This is a genomic window from Streptomyces drozdowiczii, assembly GCF_026167665.1.
In the GTDB taxonomy this organism is placed as follows: Bacteria; Actinomycetota; Actinomycetes; order Streptomycetales; family Streptomycetaceae; genus Streptomyces; species Streptomyces drozdowiczii_A.
Window position 1 is genome coordinate 4736254 of record NZ_CP098740.1, and the last position, 20510, is coordinate 4756763.

Here is a 20510-nt window from a genome sequence, read left to right on the forward strand (position 1 = left end):
TCGTGACGGACCTCAGACCTGGGTCAGCGCCTCGGCGGGGGAGGGGGCCGGGGTGCGCTCCGCGAGCGGGACCACCGGCAGCAGGGTCTCCTCGCCCAGGAACACCTTGCGCACCACGCGCTCGGCGGCCCGGCCGTCGTCGTAGTCGCAGAAGCGCTCCCGGAAGGCCGCGCGCAGCGCCGCCGCCTTTTCGTCGCACCACTCCTTCGAGCCCAGGATCTCGGTCAGCCGCTCCTGGGTCGTCGCGACGGCGCCCGGGGGCTCGGCCATCAGGTCGAAGTAGGTGCCGCGCACCACCCGGTAGGTCTCCCAGTCGTCCGCGTGGATGACGATCGGCCGGTCCAGGTTGGCGTAGTCGAACATCGCCGAGGAATAGTCGGTGATGAGGGCGTCGGCGGCGAGGTAGAGCTGTTCGACGTCGCCGTGGGCGGAGACGTCGATGATCCGGCCGCCGGCCTGGAGCTCGGCGAGCCGGCCGGTGGGCTTGTAGAAGTAGTGCCCGCGCACCAGCAGGGTGACGTCCGGGCCCAGGTCCTCGGCCAGCTTCGACAGGTCGAGCCGGGGCGCGAACGACTTCTCGTACTCGCGGTGCGTCGGCATGTACAGGAAGGCGGTCGCGCCGTCCGCGAGGCCGAGCTCCCGCCGGGCCGCCACGACGTCCGCGGCGGTGGCGTTGACCAGCACGTCGTTGCGCGGGTAGCCGGTCTCCAGGGTGGTGTACCGGCAGGGGTAGACCCGCTCCCAGACCGTGGTGGAGAACCGGTTGGCGGAGAGGCTGAAGTCCCAGCGGTCGCACCGGCGGAGCAGCTTCTCCATGTCCATGTTGGTGGACGCCGGGTACTGCGCCTGGTCGAGCCCCATCGTCTTCAGCGGGGTGCCGTGGTGGGTCTGGAGGTGGATCTGACCCTGGCGCTTGACGATGGTGTCGCCGAAGTTGACGTTGTTCGTCAGGTACTTGGCGCGGGCCATGACCGCCCAGTAATCGCGGGAGCCGACGATCACCTTCTCGACGCCCTTGGGCACCCGGTCGCGGTGCTCGGAGCGGACCGCCCAGACCCGGCGCACCTGCGGCGCGAGCCGGCCCAGCTCGGCCTCGATGGCGGCCGGGTTGCAGGAGTAGCCGCGGCCCCAGTACGCGGAGAACACGGCCAGGTTCTCGTCCACCGGCATCCGCAGCTGGGACCGGTAGAACACGCCGAGGGCCGCCCGCTTGGCCCGGCCGATCCGGGCCTGCCCGCCCAGCCGCGCGCGGTGGCGGACGTTGTTGGCGCGGGTCAGGCCGAAGAACGCGGAGTACGAGTCGACGCCGAGCAGCGCGTACTTGTAGCCGCGCCCGCCCGGCGGCCGCTCGAAGCCCTCGGGGAGCCGCGCGCGGTAGTCCTTCGCGGCCCGGTGGAAGAACTCGGCGCGCGCGTTGCGCGGCAGCCGGCCCGGCTTCTCCAGCACGGTCAGGAAGTGGTCGACCATCTTCCGGAACAGCGCCGGGCGCCAGGAGTCGAGGTCCGGCCGCCCGTCCAGGAAGGCGAAGACCCGGTCGTACTGGTCGAAGACGTCGAAGTGCTTCCGGCTGACCGTGCGCAGGATGTTGCCGCCCTCACGCCGCTGCCGGTACATCACGCAGGAGCGGTCGAGCACCGCGATGCGCTCCGCCGCGATGAGCGAGCTGTACGTCCACGGCGCGTCCTCGTAGTAGCCGGGCGGGAACTGGAAGCCGTGGCGGGTGACGAAGTCGCGGCGGTACGCCTTGTTCCACACGATCTGGAGCAGGTCCAGGAGCTGCGGGCGCTCGGTGAGCGAGAAGACGGCCGGGCCGTCCTCGGTCATCAGGTCGGAGCGCTTGTTGCGCAGCAGCCGCCCGTCCCAGTACGTCCGGGTGTAGTCGTAGATCAGGATGTCCGGGTCGCCGGTCGCGTCGAGCCGGGCCGCGATGGCCGAGAGCGAGCCCGGGGCCAGGGTGTCGTCGCTGTCCAGGAAGAGGATGTAGTCACCGGTCGCCTGGTCGAGCCCCGCGTTGCGCGCACGGCCCAGGCCGACGTTCTCCGTGAGGTGCAGCACGCGCAGCCGGTCGTCGCGGGCCGCGTATGTGTCGAGGATCGCACCGGAACCGTCCGGGGAGCAGTCGTCGACGCCGATGACCTCGAAGTCGGTGAAGTCCTGCCCGAGTACGGAGTCCAGACACTCCCCGATGTACCCCTGCACGTTGTACGCAGGCACGATGAGTGTCAGTCGAGGCATCGTCCACCAGTTCCAGAGGGCTGTCCGCAGGGGGCTTCACGAGGGGCGCGGTCGGACCGTGCGACAGTGGTCGGCGTCCGGCACCCGGACAGCGTAATTGATCGCCCCGGCCGCACCCGGGGGGTGCCTCCGGCCTTCCGCGTAGGGTGGAACGCCGACGGGGGCAGAGCAGCGGACAGGAGACGCACGACATGACCTGGATGGTTACGGGTGGGGCGGGGTTCATCGGTGCGCACGTGGTGCGCGCGATGCTCGCCGGTGGTCAGCGGGTGGTCGTGTTCGACGACCTGTCGACCGGCAGCGCCGACAAGGTGCCCGCGGGCGTTCCCCTGGTGACCGGCACGGTCCTCGACCGCGAGGCCCTGGACGCGGCGATCCGCGAGCACGGGGTGACCGGTGTGGTGCACGTCGCGGGCAAGAAGCAGGTCGGCGAGTCCGTCGAGCGGCCCCTGTACTACTACAAGGAGAACGTCACCGGCCTGGAGGTCCTGCTGGAGAGCATGGTCGCCGCGGGCGTCGACCGGCTGGTGTTCTCCTCGTCGGCCGCCGTCTACGGCATGCCCGACGTCGACCTCGTCACCGAGACGACCCCGTGCGCGCCGATGAGCCCGTACGGCGAGACCAAGCTGGTCGGCGAGTGGCTGATCCACGCCGCCGCCAAGGCCCACGGGCTGCGCGCCGCCTCGATGCGCTACTTCAACGTGGCGGGCGCCGCCTCGCCGGAGCTGGCCGACGAGGGCGTCTTCAACCTCGTCCCGATGGTCTTCGAGCGCCTGGAGGCCGGCGAGGCCCCGCGCATCTTCGGCGACGACTACGACACGCCCGACGGCACCTGCATCCGCGACTACATCCACGTCGAGGACATCGCCTCCGCCCACCTCGCCGCCGCCCGCCGGCTGGAGGAGGCCGAGGCCGGCACGGACCTCACGCTGAACATCGGCCGCGGCGAGGGCAGCTCGGTGCGCGAGATGGTCGACCGCATCCTCAAGGTCACGGGCAACGAGGACGCCACCGCCGAGGTCTCCGCCCGCCGCCCCGGCGACCCGGCCCGCGTGGTCGCCTCCGCCGAGCGCATCAGCGAGGAGCTGGGCTGGTCGGCGCGGTACGGCGTGGACGAGATGATCGAGTCCGCCTGGCAGGGCTGGCGCCTGCGCCACCCGTAAGCACGGCCGTACGCAGGGCCCGGCACCGCTCCACGAGGGCGGCGGCCGGGCCCTTCGCGTACCGCGAGGCGGTCCGGGTTACGGGAGACCGTCACTTTTCCCCCGGATATAGCGTTAGTGGCCGTTTTGTCGCGGAAGATGCGCGGGAAGCTCAGTAAGGTCCCCTAGGTAGCGGCCCCGGCGGCCGTGGTCACATCTCATCGTGGGGGCAGGAACTGTGAAGGCTCTCGTACTGTCCGGTGGGGCCGGCACCCGGCTTCGTCCCATCACCCATACCTCGGCGAAACAGCTGGTGCCGGTGGCGAACAAGCCGGTGCTGTTCTACGGCCTGGAGGCCATCGCGGAGGCCGGCATCACCGAGGTCGGCATCATCGTGGGCGACACCGAGGAGGAGATCCGCGCGGCGGTCGGCGACGGTTCGCGCTTCGGCATCGACGTCACCTACATCCCGCAGGCCGAGCCCCTCGGCCTCGCCCACGCGGTCCTGGTCGCCCAGCGCTTCCTGGGGAACGACGACTTCGTGATGTACCTCGGGGACAACTTCATCGTCGGCGGGATCGCGGACCTGGTCGAGGAGTTCCGCGCGGACCGGCCCGACGCGCAGATCCTGCTGACCCGGGTGCCCGACCCGACCTCGTTCGGCGTCGCGGAGCTGGACCGGGACGGCAGGGTGGTGGCCCTGGAGGAGAAGCCGGAGCACCCCAAGAGCGACCTCGCGCTCGTCGGCGTCTACCTCTTCACCCCGGCCGTCCACGAGGCCGTCCGCTCGATCCGCCCCTCCTGGCGCGGCGAGCTGGAGATCACCCACGCCCTCCAGTGGCTCATCGACCGGGAACGCGACGTGCGCTCCACCATCATCCGCGGCTACTGGAAGGACACCGGCAACGTCACCGACATGCTGGAGGTCAACCGGACCGTCCTGGAGGGCATCGAGCCGTGCGCCGACGGCGCCTACGTCGACGGCGAGAGCGAGATCATCGGCCGGGTGCTGATCGAACCGGGCGCCCGGGTCACCCGCAGCCGGATCGTCGGGCCCGCCGTGATCGGGACCGGGTCGGTGATCAGCGACGCCTATGTCGGCCCGTTCACCTCGGTCGCCCAGAACTGCCGCATCGAGGACAGCGAGATCGAGTACTCCATCGTCCTCGGGGGCGCCTCCATCGACGGGGTGAGGCGCGTGGAGGCATCGCTGATCGGCCACGACGTCGAGGTGACGCCCGCGCCCCGCAGCCCCTCCGCCCACCGACTCGTCCTCGGCGACCACAGCAAGGTGCAGATCTCCTCATGACCGGTACGCGCATCCTCGTCACCGGAGGCGCCGGCTTCATCGGCTCCCACTACGTCCGTACGCTGCTCGGCCCGGACGGCCCCGGCGACGTCTCCGCCACCGTGCTCGACGCCCTCACCTACGCGGGCAACCCGGCCAACCTGGACGAGGTCCGGGGCCACCCGGGCTTCGCCTTCGTGCACGGCGACATCTGCGACCCGGAGCTGGTGGGGCGGCTCATGGCCGGGCACGACCAGGTGGTGCACTTCGCCGCCGAGTCCCACGTCGACCGGTCCATCGACGGCGGCGCCGCCTTCGTCCGTACGAACGTCGTGGGCACCCACACCCTGGTCCACGCCGCGCACGAGGCGGGTGTCCGCACCTTCGTCCACGTCTCCACCGACGAGGTCTACGGCTCCATCGACGAGGGCTCCTGGACCGAGGACGAACCCCTCGCGCCCAACTCCCCGTACTCCGCCTCCAAGGCGTCGAGCGACCTCATCGCCCTGGCGTACCACCGCACCCACGGCCTCGACGTCCGCGTCACCCGCTGCTCCAACAACTACGGGCACCACCACTTCCCCGAGAAGGTCATCCCGCTCTTCGTCACCAACCTCCTGGAGGGCCTGCCCGTCCCGCTGTACGGCGACGGCGGCCATGTCCGCGACTGGCTGCACATCGACGACCACGTCCGGGGCATCGAACTCGTCCGCACCAAAGGCCGCCCCGGCGAGGTCTACAACATCGGCGGCGGCACCGAACTCTCCAACAAGGAGCTCACCCGGCTGCTCCTGGAGGCGTGCGACGCCGACTGGGACACCGACGTGGTGCACGTCGAGGACCGCAAGGGCCACGACCGGCGCTACTCCGTCGACTGCGCCAAGATCCGCGAGGAGCTGGGTTACGCGCCCCGCAAGGACTTCGCGGACGGCCTCGCCGAGACCGTCCGCTGGTACCGCGAGAACCGCTCCTGGTGGGAACCGCTGAAGGAAAGGGCCGCCCTGTGAGGCCCCGTTGGCTGGTCACCGGGGCCGGCGGCATGCTCGGCCGGGACCTGACGGCCGCTCTGGCCCGTGAGGGCGCCACCGTCGTCGCGGCGGACCGCACGGCCCTGGACATCGCCGACCCGGCGCGGGTCCGCGCCCTCCTCGACGCGCAGCGCCCCGCCGTCGTCGTGAACTGCGCCGCCTGGACCGCCGTGGACGACGCGGAGAGCCGGGAGGCCGAGGCGCTGCGCGTCAACGGCACCGGGCCCGCGGTCCTCGCCGAGAGCTGTCGCGCCCACGGCAGCGTCCTGCTGCACGTCTCCACCGACTACGTGTTCGCGGGCGACGCGGACCGGCCGTACCCGGAGGACGCCCCGACCGCCCCGCGCAGCGCCTACGGCCGCACCAAACTGGCCGGGGAGCGCGCGGTCCTGGAGACCCTGCCGGACACGGGCCACGTCGTGCGGACGGCCTGGCTCTACGGCACGGGCGGCGCCAACTTCGTCCGTACGATGATCAAACTGGAAGCCGTCAAGGACACCCTCGACGTGGTGGACGACCAGCGCGGACAGCCCACCTGGACCGTCGATCTGGCCTCCCGGCTGGTCCTGCTCGGCCGCGCCGCGCTCGACGGCACCGCCCCGGCGGGCGTCTACCACGGCACCAGCGGCGGTGCGACGACCTGGTACGGCCTGGCCCGCGAGGTGTTCCGGCTGCTGGGCGCCGACCCGGACCGCGTCCGCCCGGTCGGCAGCGCCGCCTTCGCCAGGCCCGCGCCCCGGCCCGCGTACAGCGTCCTCGCGCACGACCGCTTCCGGGCCGCCGGCATCGACCCGGTCCGCGACTGGCGCGCGGCGCTGCACGCGGCCTTCCCCGCCCTGCTCGCCGCCGAACGCCCCGGTCAGCGCCCGGCCGGGCTGAACGACGGCTCGCCGGCCCGGACGCCCGGGACCGCCGGACCGTCCGCGCGCAGCCGCGCGTAGTACGCCTCGCACGCCGCGTACGAGGGGAGCAGCCCGCGCTCCTCGGCCTCGGCGAGCTTCGGGGCCGAGGCGTCCTTCGGGGAGAGCAGCGGCGCGATGTCCGTCGGCCACTCGATGCCCAGGCCCGGGTCGAGCGGGTCGATGCCGTGCTCCCGCTCCGGCGCGTAGCCCTCGGAGCAGAGGTACAGCACGCACGCGTCGTCGGTCAGCGCCATGAAGCCGTGCCCGAGGCCCTCCGCGAGGTAGACCGCCCGGTGGTCGGTGTCGTCCAGCCGGACCGCCTCCCACCGCTTGTACGTGGGCGAGCCGGTGCGTACGTCCACGATCACGTCCAGCACCGCGCCCCGCACGCACTTCACGTACTTCGCCTGGCCCGGCGGCACGTCCGCGAAGTGGATCCCGCGCAGCGTGCCCCGCCGCGAACTGGAGAAATTGGCCTGCGCCAGCCCCAGCGTGTGCCCGGCCGCCGCCCCCAGATCCGCCGCCCGGAACCACTCGTGGAAGCTGCCGCGGCCGTCCGGGTGGACCGTGGGCTCGTGCACCCAGGCCCCGGGAACGGAGAGCCGGCGCATGCGATCACATCCTGTTCGCGCTCCGCGGGGCCTTCTGCCGGCCCCGGTGTCTCTGCCCAACGAGTCCGGGGACCGAACAGACACGGAACGGGACATAAGCCAATGAAAAGGTTGCCCCGGTCTTCCCACGGTGCGGAACGCGAAGGCGCCGGATTCCGCTCTCGCGTAGATTGCGGGGTCCAGCGAGCGAATGCGGGGGACCGGGTGTCAGGGGCAAGGCAGGGCGTGACGGAAGCCCGCAGGATCGTGGTCAAGGTCGGTTCCTCCTCCCTCACCACCGCCGCCGGCGGCCTCGACGCCGACCGGGTCGACGCCCTGGTCGACGTGCTGGCCAAGGTCCGCGACGGCGGCGAACGCGAGGTCGTCCTCGTCTCCTCCGGCGCCATCGCGGCCGGACTCGCCCCGCTCGGACTGCACCGCAGGCCCAAGGACCTGGCCCGCCAGCAGGCCGCCGCCAGCGTCGGGCAGGGGCTCCTGGTCGCCCGCTACACCGCCTCCTTCGCCCGCTACGGCATCCGCGTCGGCCAGGTCCTGCTCACCAGCAACGACACCAGCCGCCGCGCCCACTACCGCAACGCCTACCGCACCCTCGACCAGCTTCTGGACATGGGCGCGCTGCCCGTCGTCAACGAGAACGACACCGTCGCCACGGACGAGATCCGGTTCGGCGACAACGACCGGCTCGCCGCCCTCGTCGCCCACCTGGTCCGCGCGGACCTGCTGGTCCTCCTCTCCGACGTGGACGGCCTCTACGACGGCGACCCGAGCATCCCCGGCACCACCCGCATCGCCGAGGTCACCGGCCCCGCCGACCTGGCCGGGGTCAGCATCGGCAGCGCGGGCAGGGCGGGCGTCGGCACCGGCGGCATGGTCACCAAGGTCGAGGCCGCCCGGATCGCCACCGCCGCCGGGGTGCCCGTCGTCCTCACCTCCGCCAGCCACGCGGCCGACGCCCTCGCCGGCCGCGACACCGGCACCTACTTCCACCGCACCGGCCGCCGCTCCGCCGACCGCCTCCTCTGGCTCGCCCACGCCTCGACCCCGCGCGGCTCACTGACCCTCGACGACGGGGCGGTGCAGGCGGTCGTCGAGCGCCACAGCTCGCTGCTGCCGGCCGGGATCGCGGCGGTCGAGGGCGAGTTCACCGCGGGCGACCCGGTGGAGCTGCGCGATCTGCGGGGACGGCCCGTGGCGCGCGGGCTCGTCAACTTCGACGCCAAGGAGATGCCGCAGCTCCTCGGCCGCTCCACCCGCGACCTCGCCCGGGACCTCGGCCCCGCCTACGAACGCGAGGTCGTACACAGGGACGATCTCGTCCTCCTGCACGGCTGACGCCCCCCGAAACGGCTGAAAGTCCGGCCATCGGACCGAGACCTTCACGAAAACCGCCCCACACCGGGCCGCGGGCTGGTCCACTTTGTAGCAGGGAAACTGCGGGGTACAGCAAAAGCAACACATCACAGGAGGCCGCCGGTGAGACGAGCGCGCCCGGGGGCGCCGCCCCGAGGAACGGGTGGCCGCACCCTGACCAGTGTGGGAGCGGGGGCCGGCTTCGACGGGAGCGGACCCGCGGACCGGAGGGACGAGCGCCCCGCCCGGCCGGATCCGAGACCGGCCGGCCAGGAGCACACCCCCTCGAAGCTGTGGCACGTCACCCTCTGCGTCTCCGGGAACGAGTTCCCGCTGAAGGAGGTCAGGCGCGGCCTCGAACAGCTCGCGCACGACCACCCGTTCCTGCTGACCAGCCGTTACGCCAACGACCACGCGGAGATCCGCTACTGGGAGGAGGCCCGCGACCTGCACGACGCGGCGGCGGTGGCCCTGCGCCTGTGGGGCGAGCACCGCTCCACCGCCGGCCTGCCGCCCTGGGCGATCGTCGGCCTCGAAGTCATCGACCGCGAGACCTACCACCAGCGCGTCGCCGAGGGATACGGGCCGCCTCCGGCCGCCCCGGTCGGCGTCCACCCGTACTGACCGGCCGCCGCCGGTGAAACGGCCGTCTCGCATCACGGGATGCGTGCGGAATGCCCGCAGGGCGCGCATTACCCTGCGGGCATGACCACGCTCTCGCCGTACGACAACATGTCTCCCGTGGCCCAGGCCGCCTACCGGGCCCGCGCAGCCGCCGCCGACATCGCGCCACTTCCGCGCGCGGCCAAGGACGACGCGCTCCTGGCGATCGCCGACGCGCTGGAAGTACGGACGAGCGACATCCTCGCGGCCAACGCCGAGGACGTGGCGCGCGCCCGTGAGGCGGGGACCAGCGAGTCCGTCGTCGACCGCCTCACCCTCACGCCGGAGCGCATCCGCGCCATCGCCGCCGACGTCCGGCACGTCGCCGCCCTGCCCGACCCGGTCGGCGAGGTCGTCCGCGGCTCGACCCTGCCCAACGGCATCGACCTGCGCCAGGTCCGGGTGCCGCTCGGCGTCGTCGGGATCATCTACGAGGCCCGGCCCAACGTGACCGTGGACGCCGCCGCCCTCTGCCTGAAGTCGGGCAACGCCGTCCTGCTGCGCGGCTCGTCCTCCGCCTTCGCGTCGAACACCGCCCTGGTGCGGGTGGTGCGCGACGCCGTGGGCGGCTCCGGCCTGCCGGCCGACGCGGTGCAGCTGGTCCCGGGCGAGAGCCGCGACTCGGTGCGCGAGCTGATGCGCGCCCGGGGTCTCGTGGACGTGCTCATCCCGCGCGGCGGCGCCTCGCTGATCCGCACGGTGGTCGAGGAGTCCACCGTCCCCGTCATCGAGACCGGCACCGGCAACTGCCATGTGTACGTCGACGCGCAGACCGACCTGGACATGGCCGTGGAGATCCTGATCAACTCCAAGGCCCAGCGCCCCAGCGTCTGCAACGCCGCCGAGACCCTGCTCGTCCACAAGGACATCGCCGACGCCTTCCTGCCGCGCGCCCTGGACGCCCTGGCCGAGGCCGGCGTGACCGTGCACGGCGACGAACGGGTGCTGGAGTACGCCGAGGGCTCCAAGGCCACGGCGGTGGCGGCGACCCCGGAGGACTGGGAGACCGAATACCTCTCGTACGACATCGCGGCGGCCGTCGTGGAGTCGCTGGACGCGGCCGTGGCGCACATCCGGCTCTGGTCCTCCGGCCACACCGAGGCCATCGTGACCACCTCGCAGGCCGCCGCCCGCCGCTTCACCCAGCTGGTCGACTCCACCACGGTGGCCGTCAACGCCTCGACCCGGTTCACCGACGGAGGCCAGTTCGGTTTCGGCGCCGAGATCGGCATCTCCACGCAGAAGCTGCACGCCAGGGGCCCCATGGGCCTGCCGGAACTGACGTCGACCAAGTACATCGTCACCGGCGACGGCCATGTGAGGTGACCCGGTGACAGGCGAATGCGCCGTCTCCCTGCCCAAAGCGGTCCGCCGGGGCTAGTCTGAAACCGTGGCGGACGACGTGGGGGCAGGCCGTATCCGAACGGCTGGGAGCCCGACGACGACCGCGGGGGCGCGGACGAGGACTTCGCCTCCGTGGTGTTCGACGAGGACTTCGTACGGGCCGCCGAATTCCACGAACCGACCGCGGTCGAAAGGCTGTTGGCGGCGGCCGAGGCCCGCGCCGAGGCCGACGCCCGGCGCGCCGGAGCCCGCGGCGGCCCCTACGACGACGAGCTGTACGACGAGGGCCGCGGTCCGGGCGGCTACGGCGGCCCGGACGGCTACGACCCGCTGGACGCGGACGACTTCCACGAGCACGGGCCCTACGGCCGCCACGGCGGCGCGCTCCGCCCGTACCGGGGAGCGGCCCGCTGGCACCGGCCGGTCGCCTGGATGCTGGCCGTCCTGATGGGCGTCGGCATGGTCGCCCTGGCCTTCAGCGCCGTCTACCGCAACAGCTCGGGGGACCGGCAGGACCAGGTCCCGCCGCCGGCCTCGACCGGTGTGGACAGCGCGCCGGGACCCGGCCCCGGATCCGCGCCTTCGGACGCGGACGACTACTCCCGCCCGATGGTCTCGGCCGTCCCGCGCACCCCCTGACCTCCCGCGCCCCGGCCGGCCCCGTCATCCGCCCCGGGTCCTCCGTCCGGCGGCTCCGACGGAACTCCCCGGTGGTTGCCGGGCGTCACCGCGTTTACCGTCGTCGTGATCGACCCACCCTGAAGGTATGACCCCTCCTCCGCCCGAAGAGGGGACTTCTCACGGAGTCGGGAGAAGTCATGGCAGACCGCGGAGATCCACCCGACGGCCCGGCGGAGAACGGCGCGCACGGTCCGGACGACGACTACGGCTCACTCGTCTTCGACGAGTCCTTCGTACGGGCCGCCCGGCTCCAGGAATTCTCCGCCCAGGAGCGCATGGGGGAGCACGCCCGGGCCGTCCGCAGCCTGCCGGGCCGGGCCTACCGCAACGGCTCCCGGATCGCCCTCGCCCTGATGATCCTCATCGCCTTGGCCTTCGGCACGGCCGTCTTCATGGGCCTGAGCCACCCCTACGAGACCCCGGCCGCCGCCCGGAAGCCCGAACCGCTGCGGATGACCCTCGTCCCCCTCGCCCCGCGCGGCCCCGTCCCCTCGGGCACCCCCGCCGCCCTCTTCGCGAGCAGCCCCGCCGCGCACCACCCGAAGGGCCGGGACGGCATCAGCCCGCCGCCCGCCCGGCGCACCGCCGACTTCTCGGAGAGCGAGGTCAGCGCCGCCCTGGCCACCGTCAAGGACTACCTGGCCGCCTCCTCGCTCGACCCCGACGTGCTCAGCGGCAACGCCGTGCGCCCCGTGGAGGCGCTGCTCGACCCGGACCAGATGGAGCAGTTCGACCGCAGCGTCGACGAGCCCTACGACGACGGGCAGCACGCCGCGACCGGCTGGCTCGTCCGCTTCGACCCGGCCCAGGTCACCCCGGACCCGGAGGTCCGGGTCCGGGGCACCCTGCGCTACACCCAGACGGGCTCCGACGCCCTGGAGGTCGTCTCGGACCACACCTTCACGTACGCGCTGCGCCCCGCCGTGTCGGGCCCGCAGCCGAAGGGCGGCGCCTCCCTGTTCACCGTGCGGCGGGAGATGCGCTTCCGGTTCGACCGGGAGGACCTGCGGCTGCACCGGCTGGAGGTGCAGACCAGCTATCTCCAGGCGGGCCCGCAGTCCTGCCCGGCCGACGCCTCGGGCGCCCTGCGGCCGCTGCTCGCCGGCCGGCGGGCCGTCTCGCGCGCACCGGCGGGCACCGACCCGTACGCCACGGGCCGGCCCGTCGCCGCGCTCTGCGGGACGCTGGAGGTCAGCTCCCTTCCGCCGACGGCCCCTGCGAGCCCTCCGGGTTCTCCGTAGCACCGCCCTTGGCGCCGCCGCCCGCGCCGGTGAACTTGTCGCGCAGCTTGCCGCCCAGGTCACCGGCGCCGCCCGCTATGTCACCGACGAGCTTCATCAGCGGATCCTTGCTGTTGCGCACCGAATCGGCGTAATGCGAGGCGGACTCCTTGAACGAGTCCGTCACCGAGGTGTCCTTGTCCTCGTCCCGGCGCGGGTAGTGGCCGTCCATGATCCGCTGGTAGTCGCGGGTCTCCGACCACTTCTTCAGCTCGGCGGCGCGGACCGTGGTGAACGGGTGCGAGCGGGGCAGCACGTTGAGGATCTTGAGCACCGAGTCGCGCAGGTCGCCGGACTTCTCGTACTCGTCGGCCTGGGCGAGGAAGGCGTCCACGTTCATCTCGTGCAGGTGGTTGCCGCCGGCGATCTTCATCAGGCCGCGCATCGACGCCTGTATGTCCTGGCCGACCAGGAGCCCGGCCCGGTCCGCCGACAGCTCCGACTTGCGGAACCACTCGCGCAGCGCCGTCACGATCGCCATGATCGCGACGTTGCCCAGCGGGATCCAGGCGACCTTGAGCGCCAGGTTGGTGAGGAAGAGGAGGATCGTGCGGTACACCGCGTGACCCGAAAGGGCGTGTCCGACCTCGTGGCCGACGACCGCCCGCATCTCCTCCTCGTCCAGCAGCTCCACCAGACCCGTGGTCAGCACGATGATGGGCTCGTCCAGCCCGATGCACATGGCGTTGGGCTTGGGGTCCTGGGTGACGTACATCGGGGGGACCTTCTCCAGGTCCAGGATGTAACAGGCGTCCCGGAGCATGTCGTTGAGGTGGGCGAACTGGGCGTCGCTCACCCGGACGGAGTCCGACAGGAAGAGAAGGCGCAGGCTGCGCTCCGGCAGCAGTCCGCTCAGCGCCTTGAAGACGGTGTCGAAGCCGCTCAGCTTGCGCAGCGCCACCAGCGCGGAGCGGTCCGCCGGGTGCTCGTAGGCCCGGGAGGAGATCCCCGGGAAACGCCGGCGCTGCCTGCTCGGTACGCGGTCGTGGCTCTCGTGGCTGCTGGTCATGACATGGGCCCCCTGTGTTCGTGCGAGACGTCGCTCGCCCCCTGACGCCGCCCAGCCTAGGTGCTGGGGCTACGGTGTGCGGGGGCTGTGGATAACTGAGGAGACGCCCGACATGCCGCACACCGTTGCTCTGTTCGCCGCCGCATCCGGGGACCAGGGGCCGGGCAACACGATCCGCATCGTGTTGGTCGCCTCCCTGCTGGGAGCCGCCCTGCTGGCCTGGTTCCTGCTCCGCGGATACCGCAACGACGACAACAACGACTGAGTCGGCGTGAGCGTGCCCGGGGCACCCGCATACGATGTCCGCGACGTCTTCCCCCGACTCCCGATCGATAGGTCCTGCCGAAGATGAGCCTCACGAGCACCGCACACCAGCTGGTCACCGTCGCCGCCGAGGGCGAGCACGGCGGCAATCACGAAAGCCTCAGCCCCTACCTCACCGGTGGCGGTGCCTTTGTCGTGCTTCTCCTCCTTCTGTGGATCACCACGCGCTTCAACCGCGACCGCTGAGGCAGAGGCGTACAGCTGTGCCAGTAGGCTCTGCACGCATGGGAGAGCAGGAAGTGCCTACCGGCCGCGGAAAACGCCGACTCGGCGTGATGGGCGGGACGTTTGACCCGATTCATCATGGACACCTGGTGGCGGCCAGTGAAGTGGCCGCCCAGTTCCACCTCGACGAGGTGATCTTCGTACCGACCGGGCAGCCGTGGCAGAAGAGCCACAAGCAGGTCTCCCCGGCGGAGGACCGTTATCTGATGACGGTCATCGCGACGGCGTCCAACCCGCAGTTCTCGGTCAGCCGCAGCGACATCGACCGCAAGGGCCCCACGTACACCATCGACACCCTGCGGGACCTGCGCGAGGCCCACGGCGAAGCGGACCTCTTCTTCATCACCGGTGCCGACGCGCTCGCCCAGATCCTCACCTGGCGCGACGCCGACGAGCTGTTCTCGCTCTCCCACTTCATCGGCGTGACCCGGCCGGGCCATGTGCTCACGGACGACGGGCTGCCGAAGGGGGGCGTCTCCCTCGTGGAGGTCCCCGCGCTCGCGATCTCCTCGACGGACTGCCGCGCGAGGGTCGCCCAGGGCGAACCGGTCTGGTACCTCGTGCCCGACGGCGTGGTCCGCTACATCGACAAGCGCCAGCTGTACCGCGGCGAGTGAGCCACGGAAAGGGGCACCGGTGAACGACCGACAGAACCCGTACGACCCGTACTACCAGCAGCCGCAGATCATCGGCTACGACGAGTACGGGCAGCCGGTGTACCAGCAGCCGGGGCAGCAGCAGTACGACCCGTACGCGCAGCAGCAGCCCGACCCGTACGGCGGCCAGGCGCCCCAGGACGGCGGGCAGGGGTACGGCTACGACCCGTACGCCCAGCAGCAGCCCCCCGCGCCGCCGCAGCCGTACGACCCCTACGCGTCCCCGCCCCAGCAGGCCCCCGGCAGGACTACGGCTACGACCGGTACGGGTACGACACCGGCCGGCAGCAGCCGGTCCACGACACCGGGCAGCAGCCCGCCGCGGTCGACACGACCCAGCAGTGGAACATCCCGCAGCAGGCCGCGCCCCCCACCCCGGCCGCCGCGCCCGCCCCGCCCCGCGAGCCCGAGCCGCGTCCGGAGCCGGAGGCGGCCGTGCCCGGGCAGCGCCGTGGCGGCGACGACTACCGCACCGAGCAGTTCGCCTTCATCGAGGAGCCCGACGAGGACTCCGAGGACGTCATCGACTGGCTCAAGTTCACCGAGAGCCGCAGCGAACGCCGCGAGGAGGCGCGCCGCCGGGGCCGCAACCGGATCGTCGCGCTGCTCGTCGTCGGCGTCCTGGCCGTGCTCGGCGGCGTCGGCTACCTGTGGTCGGCGGACAAGATCCCCGGCCTGTCCGACGGGGAGAAGGAGAACACCGCGACGACCGGACCGCAGCGCCGGGACGTCATCGTGGTCCACCTCCACAACACCAAGACCGGCGGCACGTCCACCGCGCTGCTCGTCGACAACGTCACCACCAAGCAGGGCACCACGGTCCTGCTCCCCAACTCCCTCGCCGTCTCCGACGAGGACGGCACCACCACCACGCTCGGCAAGTCGGTCGAGGACGACGGCACGTCCGGCACCCGGGACTCCCTGGACACCCTGCTCGGCACCGACATCACCGGGACCTGGCGGCTCGACACCCCCTACCTGGAGAACCTGGTCGACCTCGTCGGCAACATCGAGGTCGACACCGACACCGCGGTGCCGGGCGCCAAGAAGGGCTCCGGCGACCTGGTGAAGAAGGGCGAGGCGCAGACCCTCAGCGGTCAGATGGCCGTCGCGTACGCCACGTACCGGGGGCCCGGCGAGGCCGAGGCCAAGCAGTTGATGCGGTTCGGCCAGGTCATGCGCGGGGTGCTGCGCAAGATGTCCGACGACCCGAAGGCGGCCACGGTCACCGTCCAGACGCTGGCCCAGATCCTCGACCCGTCGCTGCCCGAGAAGGACCTCGGCGCCTCGCTGGCGAAGCTGGCCGAGCACGCCAAGATCGGCGATTACAAGACGGCGCTGCTGCCCGTGCAGGACGACGGCACCCTCACCGACGCGGCCACCGAGAGCGTCGTCAAGGACATCCTCGGCGGCACGGTCAAGGCACCGTCGGCGGACGGGGTGGTCCGGGTCGGCATCAAGAACGCCACCGGTGACACCGGCTCCACCGAGTCCGCCCGGGGCAAGCTGGTCAACGGCGGTTTCGCCTTCGTCAACAGCGGGAAGGCCGACGCGGCCGCCTCCTCGCAGGTGGTGTACGCCGAGGCGGCCGACAAGGAGAAGGCGACCCAGGTCGCCAAGACCCTCGGACTGCCGACGAGCACGGTCGAGAAGGGCAAGCCGGCCGGGAACGCGGACGTGTCCGTCCTCCTCGGCCAGGACTACAAGCCCGAGTAGCCGCGGAGCGGTCGCGGGAGGTCCGGAGCCCAGCGGTCCGGGCCTCCTCGCGCGGCCCGCGGAATACGGCTGCGTGGCCGGGCGGTTCCCCGTGAGACCCTAGAGGTCTATCCGACCGACGACGAAAGCCTGCTTGTGACCGCCACTGACCGCTCCATCGAGCTCATCAACGCCGCCGCCCAGGCGGCCGCCGACCGGCTCGCGCACGACATCATCGCCTACGACGTCAGCGACGTGCTGTCGATCACCGACGCCTTCCTGCTGGCCTCGGCCCCCAACGACCGCCAGGTCAAGTCGATCGTCGACGAGATCGAGGAGCGGCTGCAGAAGGAACTCGGCGCCAAGCCGGTCCGCCGCGAGGGCGACCGCGACGCCCGCTGGATCCTCCTCGACTACGTCGACATCGTCATCCACGTCCAGCACAGCGAGGAGCGCGTCTTCTACGCGCTGGAGCGCCTGTGGAAGGACTGCCCCGAGCTCGACCTGCCCGAGGACGCGGTGAAGACCCGCGGCAAGGCCGCCGAGCACGCGCAGCTCAACGGCGGTACGGAAGGTGAGCAGAGCTGAACGGCAGCAGGAGCGGCAGGGGCCGCAGGATCGTCCTCTGGCGCCACGGCCAGACGGCCTGGAATCTGGAACGCCGTTTCCAGGGCTCCACGGACATCGAGCTGACCGGGACCGGCGTCGCGCAGGCCCGCCGGGCCGCCCGGCTGCTCGCCTCGCTGAAGCCGGACGCGATCGTCGCATCCGACCTGCGGCGGGCCGCGGCCACGGCCGCCGAGCTCGCCTCGGTCACCGGGCTCGACGTGGTGCACGACGCGGGGCTGCGCGAGACCTACGCGGGAGCCTGGCAGGGCCTGACCCACGAGGAGATCGTGGAGCGGTACGGCGAGCAGTACGCCGCGTGGAAGCGCGGCGAGCCCGTACGGCGCGGTGGCGGCGAGCTGGAGACCGAGGTCGCCGACCGGGCGGCCCCCGTGGTCCTCGGGCACGCCGAGAAGCTGCCCGACGGCGGCACGCTGGTCGTCGTCAGCCACGGCGGCACCATCCGGACCACCATCGGCCGGCTGCTGGGCCTGGAGGCGCATCACTGGGAAGGGCTCGGCGGGCTGACCAACTGCTGCTGGTCCGTGCTCGGCGAGGGCGCCCGCGGCTGGCGGCTGCTGGAGCACAACGCCGGCACCCTGCCCGAACCGGTGCTCGGCGACGACACCTGATCCGGCCGTCGTCGGCCGCCCCTCGCGGCGGCGGGGGCCGGATTTCACTTTCCGGCTGGTCACAGGCTAAAGTTCTTCTTGTTCGCAGCGCGGAAGCGCAGGGAAACACAGCGGACAGCGGGGCTATAGCTCAGTTGGTAGAGCGCTTGCATGGCATGCAAGAGGTCAGGAGTTCAATTCTCCTTAGCTCCACAATCGGAAATCCCGTCCCCACCAGGGGGCGGGATTTCCGCATGTGCGGTCACCGATCCCGCGTACCCCGGCAGTGCGCCCGCAGCGCGCCCAGCAGCTCCCTGCTCTCCTCGTCGGCCGGGGTGTACGTGACGATCCGGCACTCGGGCAGCCCGTTGACGGTCAGCGACACCGAGGTCATCCGTATCTCGCCGGCCACCGCCCAGTGCCGGAAGGTCTTCACGCGCCGCCCCGGCGGGACGACGTCCCCGCTGCGCCACAGCTTCGCGAAGTACGGGCTGGCCTCCGACAGCTCCGCGATGAACGACTCCCACGCGGGCTCGCCCACATGGCGCCCGTAGCCGCTGCGCAGGGTCGCCGCCATCAGGGGCAGCTCCTGGTCGCGGTGCACGACCGGGCAGTCCTCCTCGGACGCGGTGAACAGCGACCACAGCGCGTTGCGGACCCCGGTGCCCGGCATGACGGGGATGCCGAAGAGGTCCCGGTAGCCCGGATTGGTCGCCAGCACGTCGTAGCGCGCGTTGTAGACGACGGCGGGGAGCGGGTCGAGCGCGTCGATGATGCCCTGGACCTCCTCGCCGACCTCGAAGGCGTCGGACTCCCTCCCCGGCAGGAAGGCGACGCCCGCCAGCTCGTACAGGTGCTCGCGCTCCGGCGGGTCCAGCCGCAGCGTCCTCGCCACCGCGTCCAGGACCTGCGGGGAGGCGTTGATCGGGCGGCCCTGCTCCAGCCAGGTGTACCAGGTCACGCCGACTCCCGAGAGCTGGGCGACCTCCTCGCGCCGCAGGCCGGGGGTGCGCCGCCGTAAGCCCGGGGCCATGCCCACGTCGGCCGGGGTCACCCGGGCCCGGCGGCCGCGCAGGAAGGCGGCGAGCTCCGGCCGCCTGCCCGTCGCCGCTCCGCTCCGCCCCGCGTGCTGTTGTGCCGTCGCCGTCCGCTGTCTCGTCACCGTCACGCCCCCATCGTCGGTGCTGCGCCCGGCTGTTGCCAGGTGCTGCCAGTACCAGCATCAGCGGGCTCTCGTTACCCGTATGCGTACGGCACCAGCCTGGAACCCATGACCGCGATCTCCGAAACGACTGCCTCACGCTCCGTCACCAGTAAAACCCCCACCACTGACAAGACCGCCGCCCGGCTGCTCGCCGTGGTGCTCACGGCCCAGTTCATGGCGCTGCTCGACATCTTCATCGTGAACGTCGCCGCCCCGACGATCCGCACCGAACTCCACGCGTCCGGCGCCCAGTTGCAGCTGGTGGTGGCCGGATACACCATCTCGTACGCCGTCCTCCTCGTCGCCGGGGCCCGGCTCGGCGGCGTGTTCGGCCACGGCCGGGCACATCTGGCCGGGCTCGCCGTCTTCACCGCGGCCTCGCTCGCCTGCGGACTGGCCGCGGACTCGGGCCAGCTGATCGCCTTCCGGGTGATCCAGGGGCGGGCGCGGCGGTGATGATCCCGCAGGTCCTCAGCCTGATCCAGCAGCACTTCACCGGCCCGGCGCGGGTGCGCGCGATCGGCGCCTACAGCGCGGTGCTGGCCACCGGGGCCGCCGCCGGGCAGGTCGTGGGCGGGGTGCTGGTGAGCGTCGACCTGTTCGGGGCGGGCTGGCGGCCCGTCTTCCTGGTCAACGTGCCGATCGGGCTCGTCCTGCTGATGCTCGGCGCCCGTGTGCTGCCGGGCGAACCCCGCACCGGGGAGGCCCGGCGGGAGGCGCGGGCGCGCGGCTTCGATCCGGTGGGCCTGGTCCTCCTCGCGGGGGCCGTCACGCTGCTGACCGTGCCGCTGGTGCTCGGCCAGGAGCTGGGCTGGCCGGACTGGACGTGGGCCTGCCTGCTCGGCTGTGCGGTGGTCCTCGCCGGCTTCGTGGCGTACGAGACCCGGCTCGCGGCGCGCGGGGGTGCGCCCCTGATCGCGCCCCGTGTGCTCCGGTTGCCCGGAATCGCCGTGGCGGCGGTGCGCCTCATGCTGGTGATGGCGGCCAACGCGGGCTTCCTCTTCACCTTGACCCTGCACCTCCAGGGCGGCCTCGGGTATTCGGCGCTGCACGCCGGGCTGATGTGCGCGCCGACCGCGGTGGCCTTCGGCGTGGCCGGGCTGACCTGGCGGCGGTGGCCGGCGCGGCTCCAGCGGTACCTGGTGCCCGGCGGGTTCGCCGTGCTGGCCGCCGGTGTGACGGTGACCGGTCTCGTGCTGCGGGGCGGGGACGACGGGAACATCGCGCTGTACGCGGGTTTCGTGCTCATCGGCGGGGGTATGGCTCTCGCGTTCAGCCCCAACCTCGCGGGCGCCCTGGCGGACGTACGGCCCCAGGACGCCGCCGACGCCAGCGGTGTGCTGGTGACCGTGACCCAGCTCGGGCAGGTCATCGGCGTCGCCGCCATAGGCACCCTCTACCTCAACCGCCTCGGCGCGCCGGGGCCGCAGGGGTCGGGGCACGCGCTGTGGGTCTGCGAACTGGCCCTGGCCGCGGTGGCGTGCGCGGGGCCGCGGCGGGGCTCGTACGACGGCGGCGGCGTGCGGGAACGGCGGTCGGCTGACCCCCTTGCGGGGGCATGGCAGAATCGGACCGCCGGAGGGGGCGACGGACCGAACGGGAGGGTGTGCGCGATGCCTGGGAGCCGCCACGAGGTCCCGCAGCCGCCTTTCGTCC

18 protein-coding genes, 1 tRNA gene and 2 pseudogenes are annotated in these 20510 nt (G+C 72.1%); 17 read left to right on the forward strand and 4 right to left on the reverse strand.

Annotated features, from left to right (window positions below; genetic code table 11):
* Nucleotides 1–12: 12 nt before the first annotated feature.
* Nucleotides 13–2235 (reverse strand): bifunctional glycosyltransferase/CDP-glycerol:glycerophosphate glycerophosphotransferase, encoded by a 2223-nt coding sequence (locus tag NEH16_RS21495; protein WP_265544412.1) that lies wholly within the window; start codon nucleotides 2233–2235, stop codon nucleotides 13–15.
* Between the two features lie 191 nt (nucleotides 2236–2426).
* On the opposite strand from NEH16_RS21495, the gene galE reads away from it, so the two are divergent.
* From galE to rfbD, 4 genes are all read left to right on the forward strand, one after another.
* The gene (galE, locus tag NEH16_RS21500) at nucleotides 2427–3398 is read left to right on the forward strand and encodes a UDP-glucose 4-epimerase GalE (protein WP_073965222.1); all 972 of its coding nucleotides are present in this window, start codon (nucleotides 2427–2429) and stop codon (nucleotides 3396–3398) included.
* A 217-nt stretch (nucleotides 3399–3615) separates the two neighbouring features.
* The gene (locus NEH16_RS21505; RefSeq protein WP_265544414.1) at nucleotides 3616–4686 is read left to right on the forward strand and encodes a glucose-1-phosphate thymidylyltransferase; all 1071 of its coding nucleotides are present in this window, start codon (nucleotides 3616–3618) and stop codon (nucleotides 4684–4686) included.
* Nucleotides 4683–5672, forward strand: a complete 990-nt coding sequence (gene rfbB / locus NEH16_RS21510) for a dTDP-glucose 4,6-dehydratase (RefSeq protein WP_265544415.1) — start codon at nucleotides 4683–4685, stop codon at nucleotides 5670–5672. Before NEH16_RS21505 ends, rfbB begins: the two co-directional genes overlap by 4 nt.
* Nucleotides 5669–6634: a dTDP-4-dehydrorhamnose reductase gene (rfbD, locus tag NEH16_RS21515; protein WP_265544416.1), complete on the forward strand. Its 966-nt coding sequence runs from the start codon at nucleotides 5669–5671 to the stop codon at nucleotides 6632–6634. Before rfbB ends, rfbD begins: the two co-directional genes overlap by 4 nt.
* Here the strand turns inward: rfbD and NEH16_RS21520 are convergent.
* The gene (locus NEH16_RS21520) at nucleotides 6553–7206 is read right to left on the reverse strand and encodes a dTDP-4-dehydrorhamnose 3,5-epimerase family protein (RefSeq protein WP_265544418.1); all 654 of its coding nucleotides are present in this window, start codon (nucleotides 7204–7206) and stop codon (nucleotides 6553–6555) included. The two genes, rfbD and NEH16_RS21520, sit on opposite strands and share 82 nt — an antisense overlap.
* A 225-nt stretch (nucleotides 7207–7431) precedes the next feature.
* Here NEH16_RS21520 and proB point away from each other — a divergent pair, with 225 nt between their 5' ends.
* The 5 genes from proB to NEH16_RS21545 all read left to right on the forward strand — a co-directional run bounded on the left by proB (nucleotide 7432) and on the right by NEH16_RS21545 (nucleotide 12485).
* On the forward strand, nucleotides 7432–8538 hold the full coding sequence (gene proB, locus NEH16_RS21525; RefSeq protein ID WP_073965227.1) for a glutamate 5-kinase: 1107 nt from the start codon (nucleotides 7432–7434) through the stop codon (nucleotides 8536–8538).
* Between the two features lie 141 nt (nucleotides 8539–8679).
* Complete coding sequence (locus NEH16_RS21530) at nucleotides 8680–9180, forward strand: hypothetical protein (protein ID WP_073965228.1); 501 nt, start codon at nucleotides 8680–8682, stop codon at nucleotides 9178–9180.
* A gap of 81 nt (nucleotides 9181–9261) precedes the next feature.
* Nucleotides 9262–10545 (forward strand): glutamate-5-semialdehyde dehydrogenase, encoded by a 1284-nt coding sequence (locus NEH16_RS21535; RefSeq protein ID WP_073965229.1) that lies wholly within the window; start codon nucleotides 9262–9264, stop codon nucleotides 10543–10545.
* A 150-nt stretch (nucleotides 10546–10695) separates the two neighbouring features.
* Nucleotides 10696–11202 (forward strand): hypothetical protein, encoded by a 507-nt coding sequence (locus tag NEH16_RS21540; protein WP_265544420.1) that lies wholly within the window; start codon nucleotides 10696–10698, stop codon nucleotides 11200–11202.
* Nucleotides 11203–11381: 179 nt separating this feature from the next.
* Entirely contained in the window at nucleotides 11382–12485 is a 1104-nt protein-coding gene (locus NEH16_RS21545; RefSeq protein ID WP_265544422.1) for a hypothetical protein, read from the forward strand.
* Here NEH16_RS21545 and NEH16_RS21550 read toward each other — a convergent pair.
* On the reverse strand, nucleotides 12436–13533 hold the full coding sequence (locus NEH16_RS21550; RefSeq protein ID WP_265544423.1) for a M48 family metallopeptidase: 1098 nt from the start codon (nucleotides 13531–13533) through the stop codon (nucleotides 12436–12438). The genes NEH16_RS21545 and NEH16_RS21550 overlap by 50 nt on opposite strands.
* A gap of 112 nt (nucleotides 13534–13645) precedes the next feature.
* Between NEH16_RS21550 and NEH16_RS21555 the strand changes: the two genes are divergently transcribed.
* The 7 genes and pseudogenes from NEH16_RS21555 to NEH16_RS21585 all read left to right on the forward strand — a co-directional run bounded on the left by NEH16_RS21555 (nucleotide 13646) and on the right by NEH16_RS21585 (nucleotide 17863).
* Nucleotides 13646–13798: a hypothetical protein gene (locus NEH16_RS21555; protein ID WP_185992685.1), complete on the forward strand. Its 153-nt coding sequence runs from the start codon at nucleotides 13646–13648 to the stop codon at nucleotides 13796–13798.
* A gap of 83 nt (nucleotides 13799–13881) precedes the next feature.
* Nucleotides 13882–14043, forward strand: a complete 162-nt coding sequence (locus NEH16_RS21560; protein ID WP_018518201.1) for a hypothetical protein — start codon at nucleotides 13882–13884, stop codon at nucleotides 14041–14043.
* Between the two features lie 38 nt (nucleotides 14044–14081).
* The gene (gene nadD, locus NEH16_RS21565; protein ID WP_026171531.1) at nucleotides 14082–14699 is read left to right on the forward strand and encodes a nicotinate-nucleotide adenylyltransferase; all 618 of its coding nucleotides are present in this window, start codon (nucleotides 14082–14084) and stop codon (nucleotides 14697–14699) included.
* A 19-nt stretch (nucleotides 14700–14718) separates the two neighbouring features.
* Nucleotides 14719–16454: pseudogene (locus NEH16_RS21570) on the forward strand (LytR C-terminal domain-containing protein).
* Nucleotides 16455–16589: 135 nt separating this feature from the next.
* The gene (gene rsfS, locus NEH16_RS21575) at nucleotides 16590–17021 is read left to right on the forward strand and encodes a ribosome silencing factor (RefSeq protein WP_018103223.1); all 432 of its coding nucleotides are present in this window, start codon (nucleotides 16590–16592) and stop codon (nucleotides 17019–17021) included.
* Nucleotides 17018–17671 (forward strand): histidine phosphatase family protein, encoded by a 654-nt coding sequence (locus NEH16_RS21580; protein WP_265547304.1) that lies wholly within the window; start codon nucleotides 17018–17020, stop codon nucleotides 17669–17671. The genes rsfS and NEH16_RS21580 overlap by 4 nt, the downstream gene beginning before the upstream one ends.
* Before the next feature lie 119 nt (nucleotides 17672–17790).
* Nucleotides 17791–17863 (forward strand) — tRNA-Ala (locus NEH16_RS21585).
* A 49-nt stretch (nucleotides 17864–17912) separates the two neighbouring features.
* Here the strand turns inward: NEH16_RS21585 and NEH16_RS21590 are convergent.
* Nucleotides 17913–18704, reverse strand: a complete 792-nt coding sequence (locus NEH16_RS21590) for a helix-turn-helix transcriptional regulator (protein WP_374215644.1) — start codon at nucleotides 18702–18704, stop codon at nucleotides 17913–17915.
* Between the two features lie 303 nt (nucleotides 18705–19007).
* Between NEH16_RS21590 and NEH16_RS21595 the strand changes: the two are divergent.
* Nucleotides 19008–20397: pseudogene (locus tag NEH16_RS21595) on the forward strand (MFS transporter).
* Nucleotides 20398–20510: the final 113 nt, after the last annotated feature.